The 22,816-nt window shown below is 70.6% G+C and carries 24 protein-coding genes; 14 read left to right on the top strand and 10 right to left on the bottom strand.

All coding sequences use genetic code 11. The features are described 5' to 3' along the window. Positions 1–180: 180 nt before the first annotated feature. The 9 genes from KF708C_RS17405 (at position 181) to KF708C_RS17365 (ending at position 9,699) form a co-directional block, all read left to right on the top strand. Entirely contained in the window at positions 181–2,031 is a 1,851-nt protein-coding gene (locus KF708C_RS17405; protein ID WP_059412763.1) for an acyl-CoA dehydrogenase, read from the top strand. An 86-nt stretch (positions 2,032–2,117) separates the two neighbouring features. Beyond that, entirely contained in the window at positions 2,118–2,900 is a 783-nt protein-coding gene (locus KF708C_RS17400; RefSeq protein ID WP_059412762.1) for an SDR family oxidoreductase, read from the top strand. A gap of 92 nt (positions 2,901–2,992) precedes the next feature. Further along, complete coding sequence (locus KF708C_RS17395; protein WP_020201600.1) at positions 2,993–3,436, top strand: PaaI family thioesterase; 444 nt, start codon at positions 2,993–2,995, stop codon at positions 3,434–3,436. Between the two features lie 285 nt (positions 3,437–3,721). Then, on the top strand, positions 3,722–4,732 hold the full coding sequence (locus KF708C_RS17390; protein WP_059412761.1) for an NADP-dependent oxidoreductase: 1,011 nt from the start codon (positions 3,722–3,724) through the stop codon (positions 4,730–4,732). Between the two features lie 47 nt (positions 4,733–4,779). Further along, complete coding sequence (locus KF708C_RS17385; protein ID WP_020201598.1) at positions 4,780–5,634, top strand: class II aldolase/adducin family protein; 855 nt, start codon at positions 4,780–4,782, stop codon at positions 5,632–5,634. Positions 5,635–5,744: 110 nt separating this feature from the next. Continuing rightward, on the top strand, positions 5,745–6,647 hold the full coding sequence (locus tag KF708C_RS17380) for an SDR family oxidoreductase (protein ID WP_059412760.1): 903 nt from the start codon (positions 5,745–5,747) through the stop codon (positions 6,645–6,647). 86 nt (positions 6,648–6,733) lie between these two features. Then, a complete protein-coding gene (locus KF708C_RS17375) occupies positions 6,734–7,654 on the top strand; it encodes an alpha/beta fold hydrolase (protein ID WP_059412759.1) in 921 nt (306 codons plus the stop codon). 163 nt (positions 7,655–7,817) lie between these two features. After that, positions 7,818–8,546, top strand: coding sequence for an aspartate/glutamate racemase family protein (locus KF708C_RS17370; protein WP_020201594.1), 729 nt, complete (start codon positions 7,818–7,820; stop codon positions 8,544–8,546). Positions 8,547–8,715: 169 nt separating this feature from the next. Then, positions 8,716–9,699 (top strand): phytanoyl-CoA dioxygenase family protein, encoded by a 984-nt coding sequence (locus KF708C_RS17365; RefSeq protein ID WP_059412758.1) that lies wholly within the window; start codon positions 8,716–8,718, stop codon positions 9,697–9,699. A gap of 56 nt (positions 9,700–9,755) precedes the next feature. On the opposite strand, the gene KF708C_RS17360 is transcribed toward KF708C_RS17365, so the two are convergent. Then, positions 9,756–10,277 carry an O-acetyl-ADP-ribose deacetylase gene (locus KF708C_RS17360; protein ID WP_059412757.1) on the bottom strand — a complete coding sequence of 174 codons (522 nt, stop codon included), beginning with the start codon at positions 10,275–10,277 and terminating at the stop codon, positions 9,756–9,758. Between the two features lie 110 nt (positions 10,278–10,387). After that, positions 10,388–11,536: an iron-containing alcohol dehydrogenase gene (locus KF708C_RS17355; protein WP_020201591.1), complete on the bottom strand. Its 1,149-nt coding sequence runs from the start codon at positions 11,534–11,536 to the stop codon at positions 10,388–10,390. A gap of 262 nt (positions 11,537–11,798) precedes the next feature. Between KF708C_RS17355 and KF708C_RS17350 the strand changes: the two genes are divergently transcribed. The 3 genes from KF708C_RS17350 to KF708C_RS17340 all read left to right on the top strand — a co-directional run bounded on the left by KF708C_RS17350 (position 11,799) and on the right by KF708C_RS17340 (position 14,531). Further along, positions 11,799–12,854: an alpha/beta hydrolase gene (locus tag KF708C_RS17350; RefSeq protein ID WP_231586523.1), complete on the top strand. Its 1,056-nt coding sequence runs from the start codon at positions 11,799–11,801 to the stop codon at positions 12,852–12,854. Between the two features lie 138 nt (positions 12,855–12,992). Next, the gene (locus tag KF708C_RS17345; protein ID WP_020201589.1) at positions 12,993–13,979 is read left to right on the top strand and encodes a tripartite tricarboxylate transporter substrate binding protein; all 987 of its coding nucleotides are present in this window, start codon (positions 12,993–12,995) and stop codon (positions 13,977–13,979) included. Positions 13,980–14,093: 114 nt separating this feature from the next. After that, the gene (locus KF708C_RS17340; RefSeq protein ID WP_059412756.1) at positions 14,094–14,531 is read left to right on the top strand and encodes a YbgC/FadM family acyl-CoA thioesterase; all 438 of its coding nucleotides are present in this window, start codon (positions 14,094–14,096) and stop codon (positions 14,529–14,531) included. Between the two features lie 20 nt (positions 14,532–14,551). On the opposite strand, the gene denD is transcribed toward KF708C_RS17340, so the two are convergent. The 6 genes from denD to KF708C_RS17310 all read right to left on the bottom strand — a co-directional run bounded on the left by denD (position 14,552) and on the right by KF708C_RS17310 (position 20,127). Next, positions 14,552–15,526 (bottom strand): D-erythronate dehydrogenase, encoded by a 975-nt coding sequence (gene denD / locus KF708C_RS17335; RefSeq protein ID WP_059412755.1) that lies wholly within the window; start codon positions 15,524–15,526, stop codon positions 14,552–14,554. A gap of 50 nt (positions 15,527–15,576) precedes the next feature. Further along, positions 15,577–16,359, bottom strand: coding sequence for a 2-oxo-tetronate isomerase (gene otnI / locus KF708C_RS17330; RefSeq protein WP_020201586.1), 783 nt, complete (start codon positions 16,357–16,359; stop codon positions 15,577–15,579). A gap of 142 nt (positions 16,360–16,501) precedes the next feature. Then, positions 16,502–17,140: a 3-oxo-tetronate 4-phosphate decarboxylase gene (otnC, locus tag KF708C_RS17325; RefSeq protein ID WP_059412754.1), complete on the bottom strand. Its 639-nt coding sequence runs from the start codon at positions 17,138–17,140 to the stop codon at positions 16,502–16,504. Continuing rightward, a complete protein-coding gene (otnK, locus tag KF708C_RS17320; RefSeq protein ID WP_059412753.1) occupies positions 17,137–18,456 on the bottom strand; it encodes a 3-oxo-tetronate kinase in 1,320 nt (439 codons plus the stop codon). The genes otnC and otnK overlap by 4 nt, the downstream gene beginning before the upstream one ends. 10 nt (positions 18,457–18,466) lie before the next feature. Next, positions 18,467–19,363 (bottom strand): L-threonate dehydrogenase, encoded by an 897-nt coding sequence (ltnD, locus tag KF708C_RS17315; RefSeq protein WP_059412752.1) that lies wholly within the window; start codon positions 19,361–19,363, stop codon positions 18,467–18,469. A gap of 26 nt (positions 19,364–19,389) precedes the next feature. Next, a complete protein-coding gene (locus tag KF708C_RS17310) occupies positions 19,390–20,127 on the bottom strand; it encodes a FadR/GntR family transcriptional regulator (protein WP_029043299.1) in 738 nt (245 codons plus the stop codon). Positions 20,128–20,378: 251 nt separating this feature from the next. Between KF708C_RS17310 and KF708C_RS17305 the strand changes: the two genes are divergently transcribed. Both KF708C_RS17305 and KF708C_RS17300 read left to right on the top strand, forming a co-directional pair. Further along, positions 20,379–20,804, top strand: a complete 426-nt coding sequence (locus tag KF708C_RS17305; protein ID WP_059412751.1) for a GNAT family N-acetyltransferase — start codon at positions 20,379–20,381, stop codon at positions 20,802–20,804. 218 nt (positions 20,805–21,022) lie between these two features. Further along, a complete protein-coding gene (locus KF708C_RS17300) occupies positions 21,023–21,505 on the top strand; it encodes a hypothetical protein (protein ID WP_059412750.1) in 483 nt (160 codons plus the stop codon). Between the two features lie 52 nt (positions 21,506–21,557). Here KF708C_RS17300 and KF708C_RS17295 read toward each other — a convergent pair whose 3' ends face one another. Together KF708C_RS17295 and KF708C_RS17290 are read right to left on the bottom strand one after the other, a co-directional pair. Next, a complete protein-coding gene (locus KF708C_RS17295; protein WP_059412749.1) occupies positions 21,558–22,391 on the bottom strand; it encodes an NRDE family protein in 834 nt (277 codons plus the stop codon). 90 nt (positions 22,392–22,481) lie between these two features. Continuing rightward, positions 22,482–22,772, bottom strand: a complete 291-nt coding sequence (locus KF708C_RS17290) for a DUF4936 family protein (protein ID WP_020201578.1) — start codon at positions 22,770–22,772, stop codon at positions 22,482–22,484. Positions 22,773–22,816 lie beyond the last annotated feature (44 nt).

The raw sequence follows: 22,816 nt of genomic DNA, 5'->3' as shown, positions 1-22,816 counted from the left end.
ACACGCGGAGTGCGGTCGTTTTCGCGCGGTCTGACGCGCGTCCTTGGCCGCGCTGCCGCAAGAACAAGAAAAGCGGCGCGCCACGCAGCGCGCCGCCGTGGAGACAGCGACGCCGCGGGCCGGCATGCCCGCGGCGCGCATCATCGATTTTCGCTTCCAGACCAGGAGCCCGTTCCTGCCATGTCGCTGATCCTTTCCCGCCGTGACCTGAACTTCATGCTGTACGAGTGGCTCAAGGTCGAGGAACTGGCGCGCATCCCGCGCTATGCCGATCACTCGCGCGAGACCTTCGACGCCGCGCTCGATACCTGCGAGAAGATCGCCGCCGACCTGTTCGCGCCGCACAACAAGAAGAACGACCAGCACGAACCGCATTTCGACGGCGAGACCGTCACCATCATCCCCGAGGTCAAGGCCGCGCTGAAGGCCTTCTGCGAGGCCGGGCTGATGGCAGCCGGGCAGGACTACGGGATCGGCGGCATGCAGTTGCCGGTGGTGGTCGAGAAGGCCGGCTTCGCCTACTTCAAGGGTGCCAACGTCGGCACCAGCTCCTATCCGTTCCTGACCATCGGCAACGCCAACCTGCTGCTCGCGCACGGCACGCCGGCGCAAGTGGAGACCTTCGTCAAGCCGGAGATGGAAGGGCGCTTCTTCGGCACCATGTGCCTGTCCGAGCCGCAGGCCGGCTCGTCGCTGTCGGACATCACCACGCGCGCCGACCACGAGGGCGAATCGCCGCTGGGCGCGCAATACCGCCTGCGCGGCAACAAGATGTGGATCTCGGCCGGCGAGCACGAACTCTCCGACAATATCGTGCACCTCGTGCTGGCCAAGATCCCCGGCCCGGACGGCAAGCTGATTCCCGGCGTGAAGGGCATCTCGCTGTTCATCGTGCCGAAGTACCTGGTCAACGCCGACGGCAGCCTCGGCGAGCACAACGACGTGGTGCTGGCCGGGCTGAACCACAAGATGGGCTATCGCGGCACCACCAACTGCCTGCTGAACTTCGGCGAGGGCATGAAGTACCGGCCCGGCGGCAAGGCCGGCGCGATCGGCTACCTGGTGGGCGAGCCGCACAAGGGCCTGGCCTGCATGTTCCACATGATGAACGAGGCGCGCATCGGCGTGGGCCTGGGCGCGGTGATGCTGGGCTACACCGGCTACCTGCACGCGCTGGACTACGCGCGCAACCGCCCGCAGGGCCGCCCGGTCGGCCCCGGCGGCAAGGACCCGGCCAGTCCGCAGGTGCGGCTGGTCGAGCATGCCGACATCCGCCGCATGCTGCTGGCGCAGAAGAGCTACGTGGAAGGCGGGCTGGCGCTCAACCTGTATTGCGCGCAACTGGTCGACCAGGAGCGCGCCGCCGCGGGCGCCGAGCACGAACGGCTGGCGCTGCTGCTCGACATCCTCACGCCGATCGCCAAGAGCTGGCCGTCGCAATGGTGCCTGGAGGCCAACAGCCTGGCCATCCAGGTGCACGGCGGCTACGGCTACACGCGCGAGTACAACGTCGAGCAGTTCTACCGCGACAACCGCCTCAACCCGATCCACGAAGGCACGCACGGCATCCAGGGCCTGGACCTGCTGGGCCGCAAGGTGGTGATGAAGGACGGCGCGGCGTTCAAGGCGCTGGGCGCGGAAATCCAGGCCACCATCGGCCGCGCGCTGGCCGGCGGCGACGCCGGACTGGCCAGCCACGCGCGCGCGCTGGGCGCCGCCGTCGGGCGCGTGGCCGAGGTCACGCAGGCGCTGTGGGCGGCGGGCGACGCCAGCGTGACGCTGGCCAACGCATCGGTCTACCTCGAGGCCTTCGGCCACGTGGTGGTGGCGTGGATCTGGCTGGAGCAGGCGCTGCTGGCGCAGGCCGCGCTGGCCACCGCCGGCGGCGACGACGACGTGGCGTTCTACCGCGGCAAGCTGGCCGCGGCGGCGTACTTTTTCCGCTGGGAGCTGCCCAAGGCCGGCCCGCAGCTGGACCTGCTGGCGTCGCTGGACCGCACCACGCTGGACATGCAGGACGCCTGGTTCTGACGCTCCGGCGCCATACCGGGCAGGCAAGACGGACAAGACCCGCGCGCGCCGGCTGCGGCGCGCGCCACGACAGATCGGGAGACAACATGCACACCATCCAGCAACTGTTCGACCTCACGGGCAAGACCGCGCTGATCACCGGCGGCTCGCGCGGGCTCGGCCTGCAGATCGCCGAGGCGCTCGGCGAGCAGGGCGCGCGCCTGGTGCTGTCGGCGCGCAAGGCCGACGAGCTGCAGTCGGCCCAGGCGCATCTCAAGGCGCGCGGCATCGACGCCGAATGGATCGCCGCCGACGGCGCGCGCGACGCGGACATCGCCCGCCTGGCCGACGAAGCGCTGGCCAGGCTCGGCCACGTCGACATCCTCATCAACAACGCCGGCGCCACCTGGGGCGCGCCCGCCGAGGACCATCCGGTGGAGGCCTGGGACAAGGTCATGAACCTCAACGTGCGCGGCCTGTTCCTGCTGTCGCAGCGCATCGGCAAGCTGTCGATGATCCCGCGCCGCTACGGCCGCATCATCAACGTGGCTTCCATCGCCGGGCTGGCGGGCAACCCGCCGGGGACGATGGAGACCATCGCCTACAACACCTCCAAGGGCGCCGTGGTCAATTTCACGCGCACGCTGGCGGCCGAGTGGGGCGAGCACAACATCACCGTCAACGCGCTGGCGCCGGGCTTCTTCCCCTCGAAGATGACGCAGGGCTCGCTCGACCGCCTGGGCGTGGACGCCATGTGCGCCGGCGTGCCGCTGCACCGCCTCGGCGACGACGAAGACCTGAAGGGCGCCGCGCTGCTGTTCGCCAGCGCGGCCGGCAAGCACATCACGGGCCAGGTGCTGGCGGTGGACGGGGGCGTCAGCGCGGTCTGAGCCATGCTTTAATGCAACCGGTGCGCGGCGGGCATGCCGCTTGCAGGTTTCCGCCGGCGCGCCGACCCCGTTTTCAGCCCTATTCACCATCCATGAACCAGACCAACGGCTTTCCCCTCAGGATTCCCTTCCTCGCCGCGCTCGGCGTGCAATGCAACCGCATGGACCGCGAAGGCAGCGAGATCGAACTGGCGCTCGAGGAGCGCCACCAGAACAGTTGGGACATGGCCCACGGCGGCGTGCTGATGACGCTGCTCGACGTGGCGATGGCGATTGCCGGGCGCGCGGCCGACGGCGACGGCCGCGGCGTGGTGACGATCGAGATGAAGACCGCCTTCATGGCGCCGGGCCGCGGCAGGCTGATCGCGCGCGGCCAGTGCGTGCACCGCACCAGCACGATGGCGTTCTGCGAGGCGGAGATCGTCGACGGCGACGGCAAGACCGTGTCGCGCGGCTCGGGCACGTTCAAGTACGTCAGGCGCGTGCCGCCGCAGCGCGCCAGCAGCGCCGCCGCCGACACCGGCGCCGACGGCTGAGGCCGGCGCGCCAGGAGGGGGAGCAGGCAAACGATACCCAGACCGGCGGCAAACGCCGGCACGCAGCACCGATAAAGACAACAGCGAACGGAGACAAGATGCAGCCTGCACGGACCGCCGCCGCCGCGTGGCGCCTGAGCCCGACCGCGCCTGCTGCGCTCGCCGCGCGCGCCGGCCGCGCCGCGCGCCCGCCCTGTTGAAACAAGCCGCGCCGCCGGCGCGTTCCACCGACAACGAAGGGCGGCGCGCATCCGCCATCGCCCGTTTCACTGCAAGGAAACCATCATGTCGAATACCTTCAAGCGCATCGTGCTGGCCTCGCGTCCCGCCGGCGCGGTCACGCCCGGCAATTTCCGCCTCGAGGAAGTGCCGGTGCCGGAAGTGGCGGACGGCCAGGTGCTGGTCCGCAATCACTACCTGTCGCTCGACCCGTACATGCGCGGGCGCATGAACGACAGCAAATCCTACGCCGCGCCGCAGCCGCTGGACCAGGTGATGATCGGCGGCACGGTGGGCGAGGTGATCGCCTCGAAGAACGCGAAATACGCCGTGGGCGACAAGGTGGTGGGCATGTTCGGCTGGCAGGAGCTCGGCGTGAGCGACGGCGCCGGCATCCAGAAAGTCGACACCACGCGCATCCCGCTGTCGGCCTATCTCGGCTCGGTCGGCATGCCGGGCGTGACGGCCTGGTACGGCCTGAACAAGATCATCGCGCCCAAGGCCGGCCAGACCGTGGCGGTCAGCGCGGCGTCGGGCGCGGTCGGCAGCGTGGTGGGCCAGCTCGCCAAGCTCAAGGGCTGCCGCGTGGTGGGCTTTGCCGGCGGCAAGGACAAGTGCGACTACGTGACCGGCGAGCTGGGCTTCGACGCCTGCATCGACTACAAGGCCGCGCGCGACGGCAAGGAACTCTACGCCATGCTCAAGGAAGCCACGCCCGACGGCGTGGACGGCTATTTCGAGAACGTCGGCGGCGAGATCCTCGACACCGTGCTGGCGCGCATGAACGCCTTCGGCCGCATCGCCGTGTGCGGCATGATCGCCGGCTACGACGGCCAGCCGATGCCGCTGAAGAACCCGCAACTGATCCTGGTGTCGCGCCTGACCGTGGAAGGCTTCATCGTGTCCGAGCACATGGAACTGTGGCCGCAGGCGCTGCAGGAACTGGGCGCGGCGGTGGCGCAGGGCAAGCTCAAGTTCCGCGAGAGCATCGCGCAGGGCCTGGCCAGCGCGCCCGAAGCCTTCATGGGCCTGCTCAAGGGCAGGAATTTCGGCAAGCAGCTCGTCAAGCTGGTGTAGGCGCGCCAGGGCGCGGCCAGCCAACCACATAAGAAAGGAGACTCCCCATGAACGCACCGGCAGACCACACCAAGCCGCAGGACAACCCCGACGACATCGCCGCCGGCCTCTCCGAGGAGGTCAAGGCACGGTACCGCATGTTGCCGCGCCCGCCGCAGTTCGACACGCCGGCCGCGGAGCGCCTGCACCGCAAGCAGCGCCTCGCGGCGGCGTTTCGCCTGTTCTCGAAGTTCGGCTTCGACGAGGGCGTGGCGGGCCACATCACCGCGCGCGATCCCGAGTTTCCCGATACGTTCTGGGTCAATCCGTTCGGCGTGCATTTCAGCCAGGTCAAGGTCTCCAACCTGATCCGCTGCGACCACCACGGCGACGTGGTGGAGGGCGCCCACCCGGTCAACGCCGCGGCCTTCGCCATCCACTCGCGCGTGCACCAGACCCGCACGGACGCCGTGGCCGCCGCGCACTCGCACAGCACGCACGGGCGCGCGTGGTCCACGCTGGGCCGCCCGCTCGACCCGCTCACGCAGGACGTGTGCGCGTTCTACAACGACCACGCGGTCTACGACGACTTCGGCGGCGTGGTGGTGGAGCTCGACGAAGGCCAGCGCATAGCCAACGCGCTCGGCGGCAACAAGGCGGCCATCCTGCAGAACCACGGCCTGCTGACCGTGGGCAAGACGGTGGACGAGGCCGCGTGGTGGTTCATCACGATGGAGCGCTCGTGCCAGGTGCAGCTGCTGGCCGAGGCCGCCGCCGCGCGCACCAACGCGCCGCTGAAGATGATCTCGGATGCCGCGGCGCGCCAGGCGTACTCGATCGTCGGCACCGCGCAGGCGGGCTGGTTCCAGTTCCAGCCGCTGTACGCGCGCATCGTCAAGGAACAGCCCGACCTGCTGGACTGACGGCATCCGGCAACGGCAGGGCCGCCGGAACGACATGGCTACGACATAACGGCGATGTCGCGGCGACATTGCGGCGACATCGCGACGACACAGGACGAGAGGCAGACGACATGAAGCAATTCCAGGGCAAGGTGGCGGTGATCACGGGCGGCGCGTCCGGCTTCGGCAAGGAGTTCGCCAGGATCGGCGCCGGCCTCGGCATGAAGCTGGTGCTGGCCGACGTGCAGGAAGACGCGCTGGACGCCACCGTGGCCGAGTTCAAGGCGCAGGGCGTGCCGGCGATCGGCGTGCGCGTGGACGTGTCCCGGGCCGAGCAGGTGCAGGCGCTGGCCGATGCCGCCATCGCCACCTTCGGCCAGGTCAACCTGCTGTTCAACAACGCCGGCGTGGGCGCCGGCGGCCTGCTGTGGGAGAACACCGAGCGCGACTGGGACTGGGTGCTCGGCGTCAATCTCCACGGCGTCATCCACGGCGTGCGCATCTTCACGCCGCTGATGCTGGCCGCGGCGCGGAAGGACCCGTCGTTCGAAGGCCATATCGTCAACACGGCTTCGATGGCCGGCCTGCTGAGCCCGCCGGCGATGGGCGTGTACAACGTGTCCAAGCACGCGGTGGTGGCGCTGTCCGAGTCGCTGTACCAGGACCTGAGCCTGGTCAGCGAGCAGGTGCGCTGCTCGGTGCTGTGCCCGTATTTCGTGCCGACCGGCATCACCAGGTCGGGCCGCAACCGGCCCGCGGAGCTCGCCAACGAGGGGCCGCTCACGCGTTCGCAACTGGTGTCGCAGGCGATGTCGGACAAGGCGGTCAGCTCGGGCAAGGTCACGGCCGCCGAGGTCGCGCAGATCACCTTCGACGCGATCCGCGACAACGGCTTCTACATCTACTCGCATCCGCAGCAGCTCGATCCGGTGCGGCAGCGTTTCGGGGACATCATCGGCCAGCGCAACCCCGGCGACCCGTTCGCGGACAAGCCCGAGGTGCGCGCCGGGCTGGTGGCGGCGCTGCGCGGATAGGCGGCGCGCGGGCACGGTTCGTGCGTTACCCCACGCTGCCGCGTGCCCGACGCAGACAAACTCATCGCGGCAAGGGAGGAGAAACCATGTCCAAGGCTGCAGTCATCCGTCACCTGCAGTACGCCACCTTGCCCAACGGCACGCGCCTGCACTACGCCAGCGCGGGCGAGCGGGGCAGGCCGCTGGTGCTGTTCGTGCACGGCTTTCCGGAGTTCTGGTACGAGTGGGAAGCGCAGCTCGCCGAATTCGGCAAGACGCACTTCGCGGTGGCGCCGGACCTGCGCGGCTTCAACCTGTCGAGCAAGCCGGCCGAAGTCGAGGCCTACCGGCCGCGCCATATCGTCGAGGACCTGGTGCAGCTGGTCAGCGCGCTCGGGTATTCGCGCTGCGTGGTGGTGGCGCACGACTGGGGCGGGGCGATCTGCTGGAACCTCGCGATCCAGTTCCCGCAACTGGTCGAGCGCCTGGTCATCATCAATTCGCCGCATCCCTATGTGTTCGCCAAGGCGCTGCTCGGCAGCCCCGAGCAGCAGAAGGCCTCGGCCTACATGAACTGGCTGCGCCAGCCCGGCGCCGAGGAGGCGCTGGCGGCGGACGGCTTCGCCAGGCTGGAGCGCTTCCTCCACGGGCCGGACGGGCAGCCGGCGCCGTGGTTCGGCGGGGAGACGCGCGAGAAATACCACGCGGCGTGGTCGCAGCCCGGCGCCCGCGGCTCGCATCCGCTGACCGGCGGCGTGAACTACTACCGCGCCTCGCCCATGCACCCGCCCGGCCCCGGCGAGACGCCGCCCGACATCTCCAGGCTGGACCCGGCCGCCTTCACGGTGCGCGTGCCCACGCTGGTGATCTGGGGCGAGCGCGACACCGCGCTGCCCAGGAGCCTGCTGGACGGGCTCGACCGGTTCGTGCCCGAGATGCGCCTCGAGCGCATTCCCGACGGCACGCACTGGGTGGTGCACGAGCAGCCCGAGCGCATCAACCTGCTGATCCGCAGCGCCTTGCCCTGACCGTCGGGGTGGCGCATACCGGCCGCATGCATGGCCGCATGCCGGCCGGCGCGGCGGCGCTGGCCCGGTCGGCGCGCGCGCGACTGTGCATGGGCCGCGGCGGCGGCGCCTGCTACAGTGGCGCCGGTTCGCACAGCGCCGGCGCGCGCGGGGAAGGCACGGAATGAAGACCATCGGACTGATCGGCGGCATGAGCTGGGAATCCTCGGCCGAGTACTACCGGCTCATCAACCAGGACATGAAGCGGCGGCTCGGCGGCCACCACAACGCGCGCAGCGTGATGGTCACGGTCAGCTTCGAGCAGGTCAAGGCGCTCCAGCATGCCGGGCGCTGGGACGAGCTTGCCGAAAGCATGCGCGAGGCGGCGCTGCAGGTGCAGGCCGCCGGTGCGGATTTCGTCGTGCTGTGCACCAACACCATGCACCGCGTGGCGCCCGCCATCGAGGCGGCGCTCGACATCCCGTTCCTCCACATCGTCGATCCCACCGCGCAGGCGCTGCGCGCGGCCGGCATCGCGCGCGTGGGCCTGCTCGGCACCGCCTTCACGATGGAGCAGGATTTCTACCGCGGCCGCATGCTGGACCGGCACGGCATCGAAGCGCTGGTGCCCGGGCCCGAGGCGCGCGCGCTGGTGCATCGCGTGATCTACGACGAGCTGTGCCACGGCATCGTGCGCGACGACTCGCGCGACGCATACCGGCGCGTGGTCGACGACCTGCGGGCACAAGGCGCGGGCGGCGTGATCCTGGGCTGCACCGAAATCGCGCTGCTGATCGGGCAGGACGACGTGCCGCTGCCGGTCTTCGACACCACCGCGCTGCACGCGCAGGCCGCGGTAAGCCGGGCGCTGGAAGGGGCGCTCGCGGCGAGTGCCGCGGCCGCCACGCCATAGCGCGGATCCCCCGGCGCGCGGCGCCGCCCGTGGTTCATTCCTCTGGCCGATGCCATCTCCTCCGGACGGCTTATAGCCGCCGTCGGCCTTCGCGGCGAATCCGGCTTGGCATGGCGCCGGCCTCGCGCCATGCTGAACGGCACGGAAAGCACACAGGCCGGGGGAAGGTATGCATACCATCATCAGTCCCGTCGGGACGGAGATCACGATTCCAGAAAGTGCCGAAGAGGGCGCCAGCTATTTCACGCTGGACCAGCTGGCCCAGGCCCGGCGCTACTACGACGAGAACGGCTACACGGTGATCCGCGGCGTGGTCGAGCCGGCCACCTGCGACGCCATACGCAACGCGTTCGCCCGGACCGTGAAGCCGTATCCGGGCTACATCTACCGGCAGGCCACGGCCAATCCCGAGAAGAACCGGATCAACGAGTTCGGCTTCGTGATGAACCCGATCCTCAACCTCCAGTCGCTCGGCCAGCTCGATTTCGCGCCGCTGAAGTCGCTGGCGGTCAGGGTCTTCGCCAGCGACCCGATCCGCAAGATCGGGCGGGCGCTGCTCGACGAGGAGGTCAAGCTGGTGCAGAGCATGTACTTCGAGGGCAACTCGGAGACCTGGCCGCACCAGGACAGCTACTACCTCGACAGCGAGCGCATCGGCAGCATGGCCGGCAGCTGGTACGCGCTGGAGGACATCGACGCGGGCGCCGGGCGCTTCTTCGTGGTGCCGGGCAGCCACCGGCTCGACATGGTGCGCAACGGCAAGGACTTCGACGTGGCCTTCAACCACGACAAGTACAAGGGGCTGATCCGCAAGGTGATCGCCGAGAACGGGCTGCGCTTCGAGGCGCCCGCGCTGCGCAAGGGCGACGTGCTGTTCTGGCACTCGATGACCATCCACGGCAGCCTGCGCACCACGCGCCCGCAGTTCTCGCGCAACTCGCTGACCGCGCACTACATCCCGCAGTCGCACCGCTTCCTGCAGTTCCAGTCGCGCATCAAGCCGCTGAACCTCAAGCAGTTCGACGGCATGCAGTTCCATTGCCCCAAGGACATGGACAGCCTCGGCAGCCGCGTCGTGCTGGGCGTGGAGACGCGCTTCCCGGTCATGTTCCAGATGACCAAGAAGCTGGCGATCAAGGCGCTGGTGAGATAGCGCAGGCGCGGCGCTGTCGCGGCCGGCTGCCGCGAAGGCGCCGTGGCCGCCCGCGTTCAGCTCAGGCGCTGCCGGTACAGCTGGTAGTTCTCCTCGTCGAAGCAGACGAAGCTGACCTGCTCGATGCTGGGCGCCGCGGCCAGGGCCTGGCGCACCGCGTCGATGGCGATGTCGACGGCGCGCTCGCGCGGAAAGCCGTAGATGCCGGTGCTGATGTTGGGAAAGGCGATGGTGCGCAGCTTGTGCTGCGCGGCCAGCGCCACGCTGGCCTGGTAGGCGCTGGCGAGCAGCGCGTCTTCGTTGCGGCTGCCGCCTTCCCAGACCGGGCCGACCGCGTGGATCACGTAGGGCGCGGGCAGCAGGCCGCCGGTGGTGATGACCGCCTGTCCGGTCGGGCAGCCGCCGCGGGTCTCGCGGATGCCGCGGCAGGCGGCCATGATGGCGGGCCCGCCGGCGCCGTGGATGGCGCCGTCGACGCCGCCGCCGCCGAGCAGGCCGCTGTTGGCCGCGTTGACGATGGCGTCAACTTCCATGCGGGTGATATCTCCGTGCAAGACCTGCAGGTGTTCCCCTGTCATGACGTCTCTCCGTGCTGGTGGGATGAAGCTGGATGAGCCTGGATGAAACCGGATCTTCTCGGCGGTCCCGCGCCACGCATTGCCTTGCTCTCGCCGGCCCGCCGCCGTACTTACATGGATTGCTCCAGCATGCGCCGGTAGTCCGCCGCGCTGGCCTCCTTCGGGTTGGTCTTGTGGCAGTGGTCCACCAGCGCGCCGGCGATCACCTTGTCGAACATGTCCTCGGTCACGCCCATCTGCCGCAGGCCGGTGGGCAGGCCCAGGCGCGCGGTCATGTCGTGCACCGCCTGCGCCACGTCGGCGCCTTCGGGCAGGCCCATCGCGCGGCGCAGGCGCGCGTAGCGGTCCTCGCGCACCACGCTCGGCGCATCGGCGTTGAAGCGCAGCACCGCCGGCATCACCACCGCGTTGAGCGTGCCGTGGTGCAGGCCGGTCTTGCCGTCGATCTTCAGGCCGCCGAGCGGATGCGACAGCGAATGCACGCAGCCCAGGCCCTTCTGGAACGCCATCGCGCCCTGCATGGAGGCGCTCATCATGTTCAGGCGCGCGTCGCGGTCCTGGCCGTCGCGGGTGGCGCGCTCGATATGCTTCCAGCCGCGCTCCAGGCCGTCCAGCGCGATGCCGTCGGCGGGCGGGTTGAAGGCCGGCGCCAGGAACGTCTCCACGCAATGCGCGATGGCGTCCATGCCGGTGGCGGCGGTCAGCCCCGCGGGCAAGCCGAGCGTGAGGCCGGGGTCGCAGATGGCGGAGCGGGGCAGCAGGTGCCACGAATGGAAGCCGAGCTTGCGGCCGTCCTCGAGGATGATGATGGCGCCGCGCGCCACCTCGCTGCCGGTGCCGGCGGTGGTGGGCACGGCGATCAGCGGCGCGGCGCGCTCGGTGATCTTCGCGCTGCCGCCTTCGATGGTGGCGTAGGTGGTCAGCTCGCCCGGGTGCGTGGCGAGGATGGCGATGCCCTTGGCGAGGTCGATGGAGGAGCCGCCGCCGACCGCCACCAGCCCGTCGCAGCCGCTCTCGCGGTACAGCGCGGCGGCCTTCTTGACCATCGCCTCGGTGGGGTTGGACGGGGTCTCGTCGAAGACCGCGTGCGGCAGGCCGGCGAGCGCGTCGATGGCCTGCCGCGCCACGCCGGCGGCGACCACGCCCTTGTCGGTCACCAGCAGCGGGCGGCGGATGCCGATGCGCGCGCACTCCGCCGGCAGCTGGCCGATGGCGCCGAAGTCGAGATGGATATGCGTCAGGTAGTAGATGAAGGCCATCTGGGTTGTCTCCGTCCGTGCGGTGTTGTATTTATCCGGCGATGACCGATGATCGCGCAAAAGCGGCCACCCTGGCCAGTCCCGCGGTAAATTTCCATTGTGTTGCTGCCGAAACATCCGGAATCATACTAAAATCGAACGACCGTTCACAATTTGAATTCCGGCTGCGCGCCGCTTCCGCGCCACCGGTTCCGCGCCACCGTTTCCGTGCCGCCGGAAATCCGGCCCCGCCGGAGATTCACCCAGCCCGCATCGACCGCCCATGACCGCCGTTCCCGCCTCGCCCCAGGGGTTCGCCCAGTCCGCTCCCGCCGCGTCCGGCATCCCCCACACGCGCGGCACGCCCGGCACGCCCGCGGCCGCGCTCGATCCGCAGGTGGCGGCGCTGCTGGACCTGATCCGGCGCGTCAAGCGGCCCGGCATTCACGAGCTCGACCCGATCGACGCCAAGACCGCCTACGAGAAGAGCGCGCCCATCATGGACATCGCGCCGACGCCGGTGCACAGCGTGGAAAACCTGACGGTGGCGGCGCGCGACGGCTACGAGATCCCGCTGCGCCTGTACGCGCCGCGCGCGGCAAGCTGGGTCGAGCCGCTGCCGCTGCTGCTGTACTTCCACGGCGGCGGCTTCACCGTGGGCAGCGTCAATTCGCACGACCCGCTGTGCCGCCTGCTGTGCGCGCGGGGCGACTGCATGGTGCTGTCGGTGGACTACCGGCTCGGGCCGGTATGGCAGTTTCCCTATGCCGCCAACGATGCGTTCGACGTCATGCAGTGGATCTTCCACGAGGCCGCCCACCTCGGCGCGGACCCGGCCCGCATCGCGCTCGGCGGCGACAGCGCGGGCGGCACGCTCGCCGCCGCCTGCGCCGTGCACGCGCGCGACGCGGGGCTGGCGCCGGTGCTGCAGATGCTGATCTACCCCGGCACCTGCGCGCGCCAGGACACGCCTTCGCACCGCGCGCTGGCCGAGGGCTACCTGCTGACCGCGCCGATGATCCAGTGGTTTTTCTCGCAGTACCTCGACAGCGAGGCCAGCCGCGACGACTGGCGCTTCGCCCCGCTCGACGGTGGCGGCCACGGCGCCGACGTGCGCGGCTGCTGCCCGGCCTGGATCGCCGTGGCCGGCTACGACCCGCTGCACGACGAGGGCGTGGCCTACGCGGCCAAGCTGCGCGCCGCCGGCGTGCCCGCCGCGCTGGCCGACTACCCGGGCATGATCCACGATTTCTTCAAGCTGGGACGTTTCGTCCCGGCCGTGGCGGACGCCCACGCGGACGCCGTCGCCGCCTTGCGCGCCGCCTTCGGCAGCGGTTGAGCGCGGCCGCCGGCCGACACCGGCAGCCGGATCGAAGCGGTCGCAGAACCACCGATTCATGGCTTTATCCCAATGCGCCGCGGGCGTTCCGCCCGCGGCGGTAGTCGTAGCAACAGTAGAAACAGGAGACACAGACTCATGCAACGCCGCCAATTCCTCGCCCAAGCGGGCGTGTTCGCCGCTACCGTGGCAACCCTCGGCCTGGCCAGCGCGCCGGTCCAGGCGCAGGCGGACAATTTCCCGCAGCGGCCGGTGCGCCTCATCATCGGCTATACCGCGGGCGGCTCGACCGACCTGCCGTTCCGCGTGCTGGCGGAAAACGCCTCCAAGATCCTCGGCCAGCCCGTCATCATCGAGAACAAGCCCGGCGCGGGCGGCGTGCTGCCGGCCCAGCTGATGCAGTCGACCCAGCCCGATGGCTACACGCTGGCGCAGGTGGCCATGCCGGTCTACCGCCTGCCGTACACCACCAAGATCAACTGGGACCCGGTCAAGGACCTGAGCTACGTGATCAACCTGGCCGGCTATTCGTTCGGCCTGGTGGTGCCGGTGGATTCGCCGATCAAGACCATGCAGGACTACATGGCCTACGCGCGCGCCAACCCGGGCAAGCTGACCTACGGCTCGCCGGGTTCGATGACCACGCTGCACCTGACGATGGAAGAGCTGGCCATGAAGCAGAACGTGCAGTTCTCGCATATCCCGTACAAGGGCAACTCGGAATCGATGCAGGCGCTGCTGGGCGGCCACGTGATGTCGGTGGCCGACACGCCGGCGTGGGCGCCCTACGTGGAGTCCGGCAAGCTGCGCCTGCTGTCGACCTGGGGCGAGAAGCGCTCGGCGCGCTTCCCCAACGTGCCCACGCTCAAGGAACTCGGCTACGGCATCGTGCAGACTTCGCCGTTCGGCATCGTGGCGCCCAAGGGCACCGACCCGAAGATCGTCAAGAAGCTGCATGACGCCTTCAAGAAAGCGATGGAAATGCCGAACTACCGCGAGTCGCTCGCCAAGTTCGACATGGAGCCGTACTACATGAGCAGCGAGCAGTACGCCCACTTCGCCGCCGACACGGTGAAGAAGGAAAAGGCCATCATCGACAAGCTGGGCCTGAACAAGCCGCAGTGAGGCGCGGGCGGGCTTCGGCCCGCCGCATCCGCCGCACTCGCCGCGGACATGCGCGCGGCGCCGGTCCCGCCAGGGCCGGCGCCGTTTTTCCATTCAGCAGGAGCTTTTTTTTTCATGGCCAAGGAACAATTCCGCCACAGCATGCCGCTGCGCGTGCGCTGGGCCGAGGTCGATCCGCAGTCGATCGTCTTCAACGCGCACTACCTGACCTATTGCGACATCTGCGTGACCGAATACTGGCGCGCGGTGGGCATCCGCTATCCCGAGGACGTGCTGCACGCGCATGGCGTGGACATCTTCGTGGTCAAGTCCACGCTCGAATACCACGCCTCGGCGCGCTTCGACGACGTGCTGGACATCCGCGGCCGGATCGCCCGCATGGGGCGCTCCAGCATGCTGTTCCGCGTGGAGATGTACCGCGGCGACGAGCACCTGATCACCGGCGAGATCGTCTACGTGTGCGCCGGTCCCGAGAGCCGCAAGTCGACGCCCGTGCCGGGCGCGGTGCGCGAGAAGATCCTGGCCTACGAGATGGTGACGCCGGAGGGCTGATCCGGCGTGCCACGCCTTGTCTACAGCGCGATCCCGGCGTCCTCGATATAGCCGCGGATCACGGCCTCGAAGCCGTCGTCGCCGGCGAAGCCCAGCGCCAGCGCGCGCTGCGTGTTCCACGCCGCCGGCCATGTGCCGACGATGTTCTCGATGCGCGCGTCGCGCTCCCAGGTCACGCGGTCGGCGACGGAATCGCCGGCCACCTCGCGCAGCGCCGCCACCATCTGCCGCGGCGTGACCGACAGCCCCGGCAGGTTGACCGCGCGGCGCTCGCCGAAGGCCTCGCCGCCGAGTTCCATGCCGCACACCAGCGCCGCGATGGCGCCGCGCGGCGACAGCAGCCACAGCGGCGTGTCCGGCGCCACCGGGCAGTTGGCCGCCTCGCCGGCGAGCGGCTCGCGGATGATGCCGCTGGCGAACGACGAGGCCGCCGCGTTGGGCTTGCCCGGGCGCACGCTGATGGTGGGCAGGCGCAGCACGCGCCCGTCGACGAAGCCGCGCCGGCTGTAGTCGGACAGCAGCAGCTCGCCGATGGCCTTCTGCGCGCCGTAGGACGACTGCGGGTTGAGCGCGGTGTCGTCCTGCACCAGCGCGGGCAGGGTGCCGCCGTACACCGCCACCGAACTGGTGAACACCACGCGCGGCCGGTGGCCGAGCGCGCGGCAGGTTTCCAGCAGCGCGCGCGCCGCGTCGAGGTTGACGCGCATGCCGAGCGCGAAGTCCGCCTCGGCCTGGCCGCTCACCACGGCCGCGAGATGGAACACGGCGCCGGTGCGCGCGTCGATGGCCCGCGCCAGCACGGCGGGATCGGACAGGTCGCCGGTGACCACGCGCACGCGCGCGTCGCCGAGCGGCGGCGGGGCCGCCACGTCGAGCAGCGTCAGGCCTTCGATGGCGACCGGCCGGCCGCCGATGTCGAGGGTGCCGCGCGCGAGCAGCAGGCGGGCGAGCCGCAGGCCGAGAAAGCCGGCGCCGCCGGTAATCAGTACGTGCATCGTTGTCCTCCGTCAGCGCCGCCCGGCGGCGGCATGCGTTGTGCCGGGAATCAGCCCTCGAGATACGGCCTGACCCAGCCCAGCCCGGCCGTGGTGCCGGCGCGCGGGCGGTATTCGCAGCCGATCCAGCCGTCGTAGCCGAGGCCGTCGATCACGTCGAACAGGTAGGGATAGTTGAGCTCGCCCAGGTCCGGCTCGTGCCGCTCGGGCACGCCGGCGATCTGGATGTGGCCGATGCCGGCCATGTCGCGCTTGAGCTTGACGGCGAGGTCGCCCTCCACGATCTGGCAGTGGTAACAGTCGAACTGCACCTTGAGGTTGGCCGCGCCGACCTCCTTGCAGATGGCCTGGCCGTCGTCCTGGCGGTTGAGGAAATAACCCGGCATGTCGCGGCCGTTGATCGGCTCGATCAGCACGGTCACGCCCTGCGCGGCGGCCGCGCGCGCGGCATGGGCCAGGTTTTCCAGGTAGCAGGCGCGGTGGCGCGCGCGGTCGGCGCCGGCCGGCACCATGCCGGCCATCACGTGGATGCGGTCGTTGCCGATCACCGCGGCGTATTCCAGCGCGCGCGCGATCGTGTCGCGGAACTCGGCCTCGCGCCCGGGCAGCGCGGCCATGCCGCGCTCGCCGGCGCGCCAGTCGCCGGGCGGCGCGTTGAACAGCGCCTGCGCGAGGCCGCTGGCGTCGAGGCGCGCGCGGATCTCGGCGGCGGGATGCTCGTAGGGGAACAGGAATTCCACCGCCTTGAAGCCGTCTGCCGCGGCGGCGGCGAAGCGGTCCAGGAAGGCGTGCTCGGTGTACATCATCGAGAGGTTGGCGGCAAAGCGCGGCATGCGGTGCTCCAGGAAAGATGCGGTTGTGGCCGGGCCGCCGTGCCCGGCCGCGCGCGCGCGGGGGGGCGCCGGGCGGCGCAGCGCATACGGTGCCACAAAGCGCGCCGGCCTGCCCGCCGGAACGCGAGGCGGCCGGCGCGGGCTACCAGCGCGCCTTGAAGGTGTCGCGCAGTTCCGCCAGCCCGTGTTCGTCGAGCGGCTCGGGCTTGTCCCCGGGCATCAGCCAGAGCCGGGCGGTCTCTTCCAGTTCCTCCAGCGCGAACGCGGCGCGCGAGACGGTGGACTCCCACACCACCGGCCCCAGGCGCGCCAGCAGCACGCCGCGCACCTCGGCGGCCAGCCCGGCCACGCGCGCGGCCACGGCGGGATCGCCGGGGCGGTGGTAGGGAATCAGCGGGATATGCCCGACCTTCATCACGTAGTAGGGCGTGATCGGCGGCAGCACGTCGTCGGGGCGCCACGCGCCCGCCAGGCTCAGCGCCACCAGGTGGGTGGAATGCGTGTGGACCACGCCGTGCGCCTGCGGGTTGTTGTCGTAGATGGCGCGGTGCAGGGTCAGCGTCTTGGACGGCTTGTCGCCCTCCACCCACGCGCCGGCGCCGTCCACCTTGGCGATGGCCGCCGGGTCCAGCATGCCGAGGCAGGCGTCGGTCGGCGTGATCAGCCAGCCGTCGTCGAGCCGCGCGCTGATGTTGCCGGCGCTGCCCACGGTATAGCCGCGCTGGTAGAGGCTGGCGCCGATGCGGCAGATCTCCTCGCGCAGGGTCGCTTCGCGGCTCATGCCTCGCCTCCCAGGCGGCGCAGCGCCTCGTCGAAGAAATCCGGGCCGCCGAAGTTGCCGGACTTGAGCGCCAGCGCCAGCGGCTGCGCCTCCAGCGTGACGGTGGCCGGCACGCCCGGCGCGATCTGCGCGCCGATGCGCAGCGCCTGCACGCCGAGCGCCTGCACCACCGCGCCGGAGGTCTCGCCGCCGGCCACCACGAAGCGGCGCGTGCCGCGCGCCTTCGCCGCCGCGGCGATGTCGGCCAGCGCCTGCTCGACCAGATGGCCGGCGCGCTCCACGCCCAGCGCCGCCTGCGCGGCCTTGACCTGCTCGGGCGAGGTGGTGGCGTAGACCAGCACCGGCTCGGCGTGCGCGGCGATCAGTGCCAGCGCCTGCTCGACCAGCGGCGCGCCTTCGGCCAGCGCCAGCGGATCGAGGCGCAGGGCGGGGCGCCGGTGCGCCAGCCACTGCGCGACCTGGGCGTTGGTCGCCTTCGACGCGCTGCCGGCCAGCACCAGCGCCGGGCCGGTCACGGGCGCCACGTTGTCCGCGTCGGCGCGCTCGGGCAGCAGGCCGGCGCGGCGGAAATTGGCCGGCAGGCCCAGCGCCAGGCCGGAGCCGCCGGTCAGCAGCGGCAGCGCGGCGCAGGCCTCGCCCAGCGTGTGCAGGTCGGCATCGCTGACCGCATCGGCGACGGCCATGCGCACGCCGTCGCCGCGCAGGGCGCCGTCGCCGCGCAGGGCGCCGATGGCGTGCTGCACGGCGACGCTGCCGCGCGCCACCGTGTCGTGGCGCAGCAGGCCCACTTTGCCCTTGCTCTGGCGCTGCAATACGCGCACCAGGTTGGCATCGTGCATCGGCGTGAGCGGGTGGTTCTCCATGCCCGACTCGCTGAGCAGCGCGTCGCCCACGAACAGGTGGCCGCGGAAGATGGTGCGGCCGTTCTCGGGGAAGGCCGGGCAGGCGATGGTGAAATCGCTGCCGAGCGCCGCCAGCAGCGCCTCCGCCACCGGGCCGATATTGCCCGCGTCGGTGGAGTCGAAGGTGGAGCAGTACTTGAAGAAGAACTGGCGGCAGCCCTGCGCCTGCAGCCAGCGCAGCGCGTCGAGCGATTGCGCGATGGCGTCGGCGGCGGGAATGGTGCGCGACTTCAGCGCCACCACCAGCGCGTCGGCCTGTTCCACGCCGGGCAGCGCGGCGCCGGCGGGCACGCCGATGGTCTGCACGGTGCGCATGCCGTTGCGCACCAGCGTGTTGGCGAGATCGGTGGCGCCGGTGGAATCGTCTGCGATGCAGCCGAGCAGGGCGCGCGGGGATTGGACGGATACGGTCATCTTGCTGTTTTTACTCCGACTTGCGTTGCGGCAGGCCGATGCCGGGGAATATCTTGATCACGGCGGAGTCGTCCTCCCCGCCATGCCCGGCGCTCGACGCCATCATGAACATCTGGTGCGCCGCGGCCGACAGCGGCAGCGGGAACTTGCTGGCGCGCGCGGTATCGAGCACCAGCCCGAGATCCTTGACGAAGATGTCCACCGCCGACAGCGGCGTGTAGTCGCCGGCCAGGATATGCGGCACGCGGTTCTCGAACATCCACGAGTTGCCCGCGCTGTGGGTGATGACCTCGTACAGCGCTGCGGCGTCCACGCCTTCGCGCAGGCCCAGCGCCATCGCCTCGGCCGCCGCGGCGATATGCACGCCGGCCAGCAACTGGTTGATGATCTTGACCTTGGAGCCCGCGCCATGCGCGTCGCCCAGCCGGTAGACCTTGCCCGCCATCGCCGCGAGCACGTCCTCGGCCAGCGCGTAGGCCTCGGCCGGGCCGGAAGTCATCATGGTCATCTCGCCGCTGGCCGCGCGCGCCGCGCCGCCGGATACCGGCGCGTCCAGCAGCAGGATGCCGTGCCCGGCGAGGCGCTGGCCCAGCGCCTCGGCAAAGCTGGGCGGCACCGTGGCGCTGGCGATCACCAGCGCGCCGGGCCGCATCGCGGCGGCCGCGCCATCCGCGCCGAACAGCACGGCCTCGGTCTGCGCGGCGTTGACCACCAGCGTCACCACCACGTCGCACAGCCGGCCCAGCTCGGCCGGGCTGGCGCAGGGCGTGCCGCCCGCGTCGGCAAAGCGTTGCAGCACCTCGGCCCGCAGGTCGCAGGCATGCACCTTGAAGCCGGCGCGCAGCAGGCTGCGCGCGACGCCGTTGCCCATCGCGCCAAGGCCGATGACGCCGATCGATTGACTCATTGAAACTCCTGCGAAAAAAGGCGGGATCAGTTGGACGGCCCGCGCGCGGTCTCGTCGGGACCGGGCTGGCTGCCCTGCGACAGGCGCCGCGCCGCGTTGTACATATGCGTCTGCGCCGCGTTGCGCGCGGCCAGCGCGTCGCCGGCGCGGATCGCCGCGACGATGGACTGGTGCTCCTCGCGCACCTGCCGCGAGAAATCCGCGCGGCGCGCCTCGTTGGTCCGCGTCACGCGCGTGGCGGTTTCCAGGTACTGGCTCAGGAACGCCAGCGTCTTGAGGAAATACGGGTTGCCGGTGGCCCCGGCAATGGCCCGGTGAAAGGCCACGTCGGCCGCCACGCCGTCGCCGCCCGCGGCTTCCTCCGCGTCGATGCGCGCCAGCGCCGCGTCGATCGCCGCCATGCTCGCGTCGGTGCGGCAACGCGCGGCCTGCGCCGCCACCTCGGCCTCGATCGCGCGGCGCAGCTCGACGATCTGCAGCACCGATTCCAGCGTGGCCGTATCGGTGTAGTCAATCCGCAGCGGCCGGATGCCGGCCTGCTCGGTGACGAACACGCCGCTGCCCTGGCGCGATTCCACCACCCCCTCATGCCGCAGCCGCGCGATGGCCTCGCGGATCACGGTGCGGCTCACGCCGAATTCCTCCGACAGCACCGCCTCGGTCGGCAGCTTGTCGCCGCGGGCGAAGGCGCCGTCGTTGATCTTCTCCAGCAATTGTTCTGCGACGGTATCGGTCAGCGCGCGGGCGGGGACTTTCTGGAACACGGAGGGGCCAAGTGGTTTGGTGATATGGTCATCATACAAATTTTGTGGCGAGGATGGTGATCGGGGATTACCCGGAGCCGCCAGAGATTGACGGTCAGCGGATGGCTGGGGAAATTTCCCGGCGCGACCGACCGACCCGCCGTCTCTTCCGTCCCGGTCAGGGCCGCCCGCCATGCCGCCGCCCCCTCCCGGCGGTATCATGGCGACCGCCCCGCCGGGGCGCCTTTTTCCTGCACTGCTCACGACACATCATGACCATCTCCATCCGCCTCGTCCCCTGGTCCGAAGCGCGCGAAACCGCGCGCGCCATCCGTTACGCCGTCTTCGTCGAGGAGCAGGGCGTGCCGGTGGAGATGGAGTGGGACGAATGGGACGAGCCGAGCTGGCACGCGCTGGCCGTGGCCGAGGATGGCACCGCGCTGGCCACCGGCCGCCTGCTGCCCGACGGCCATATCGGGCGCATGGCGGTGCTCAAGCGGGCGCGCGGCACCGGCGTGGGCGCCAGGGTGCTGGCGGCGCTGATGGACAAGGCGGCCGAGCTTGGTTATGCCGAGCTGGTGCTGAGCGCGCAGAGCCACGCGGCGCCGTTCTATGCGCGCGTGGGCTTCGCGCCGGTCGGCGAGCCGTTCGAGGAAGTCGGCATTCCGCACGTGGAGATGCGCAAGTCACTGCGCTGAGCGGCACTGAGCAACCCTGCGCGGCGACGCTGCGCGCGCGGGAACAGCGGCCTGGCCAGCAGCCGTGCCGCTCGGTCGTCGGCATGGAACCGGGCAGCTTCGCGCGCGCTGCCGCCGCGGTTGGCGGAAGCGGCCCGAGGAAGCGGTATCATCGCCGTCTTCTTTTTTCCGCCGCGTCATTCCCGACCTTGCGGCGGCCCCTGACCGCGCTTCACACCATGCCAGAGAACCGTTCCCGCCTGCTCCGGGCGCTTGCCGACGCCATCCCCGCCATCGACCCCGCCGCCGCGCCGGCCGGTGATCCGCCGGCCGGGGCCGCGCTGCTGCCGGCCTGGCTCGCGCCCTGGCTGGCCGGGCATTGCCTGGTGGCGGTGGACTGGCGCGAATTCAGCACGCACGGCGCCGGCGCCGTGGCGGGGCTGGCCGTGCTGCGCGCGGCGCGCGTGTCCAGCCTCGAGGTGGACGGCCTCTACGACGAGGACGGCATCCCGCTCGGCGGCGACGACGATGATTTCGACATGGAGCCCGCGGCGCTCTACCTGGCGCACCTCAACCGCGAGCTGGCGCCGCACGGCATGCAGTTGCTGGAACTCGGGCGCGGCGATCCCGCCTGGCTGCTGGCCGTGCGCAACGACCCGGCCGCGATCCGCGCGCTCGGCGCGGCGCTGCGGCCCTGGGGGCTGCAGGCGCGGCAATACTGAACGGAAGGAAGCGGGCGCCGGCGCGGCGCCCCGGGCTCAGGGTCTGAGGGTCTCAGGGCGCGGGCACCTGCCCGGCGTCGCGCGACACGCGCAGGCGGCCGCGGTAGGAGACTTCGCCGGTGCGGCCGTTGGCATCGAAGCTGCGCTCGCTCAGCTCGAAGCGGCCGTCGTGGCGTACCCGCAGCACGGTGCTGGCGCGTGTGCCGTAGCTGGGCGAGCGGATGAAGGCGGACGAGAGCAGCCGTTCCCATTCGGGCGTGACGCCCGTGCGGGGCAACTCGAAGTCCAGCGCCTGGCGCGTGTCGGCCAGCAGGTCGAAGTAGGGTTCGGCGCTGGCGCCGGTCTGGCCGGTGTCGGCCGCCAGCGTCTCGGCCAGCGCGCCGACGCGGCTGACCACCTTGGGCCAGGGCGTGTCGAGCAGGGCGTTGGACAAGCCGTACAGGCCGGCCTTGAGCCGCTGCGGCTGCGCCGCCGCGCCGCGGTTGCCGCGGTTGCTGTACCACCACAGCTCGTGCAGGTCGCAGGTCAGCAGGTTGAAGCCGTTGTAGACGCCGGCGCGCGGCGCCAGCCCGGCCAGGTAGGCGTGCGGGTCGCTGTCGCCGCGCAGGAAGCCGGCCACCAGTTCGCCGCGCGAGCGGGCATCGGTGCGCTTCTCGGACGGCGCGCGGTAATTGGTCAGGGCGGCGAAGCGGCCGTCGCCGGCCAGGCCCATCCAGGTGCCCGGCTCGCCGATCACTTCCGCCATGTCGCGGCCGGCCAGCACCTGCGGGGCGTCTTCCCACCAGTGCACCGGCGCCGCGGGGCGGGCGTAGAACTCGTCGCGGTTGCCGGCCACCACCAGGGCGTAGTCAGGGTGAGACTGCCAGGCGACCAGAATCAGGCACATAGTGCTTCCTTTACTGCATTTGCTGCATTCACTTCGTTCACTGCCTGTCCGTTCGCGGCCTGGTGCCGCGAGGCCGGTTCAGAGGGGGGCTCAAAGCTGGTCCAGGTCGACGAAGCGCTCGCTCTGGCGCTCGCCGCCGAGGAAACGCTGCAGGCCGCTTTGCCGCCACAGCCCGTCGAGCAGGATGTCGAAGGCGGGCGGCACGTCGGCGTAGGCTTCCATCCAGGTCTGCATGCCGTTGCGCGTCTCCGGCCTGCGTAAGAGCGTACCACCAATTCCGCCCGCTTCGGCAACGGTCTCCATCCATCGGTGCCAGTGCGGCAACGCCTCTTCGGCCAGGGTTTCCGGCACGCGGAAATAGACGTAGAGGTGATCGCTCATATGGTCCTGCCTGTGTCTTGCGGCGCGCCGGCGCTCAGGCGGCC

Origin of the sequence: Cupriavidus basilensis (assembly GCF_000876015.1) — a bacterium.
Classification (GTDB): domain Bacteria; phylum Pseudomonadota; class Gammaproteobacteria; order Burkholderiales; family Burkholderiaceae; genus Cupriavidus; species Cupriavidus basilensis_B.
Note: the sequence above shows the minus strand (reverse complement) of the source record. Positions and strands in the feature narration are given on the sequence as shown.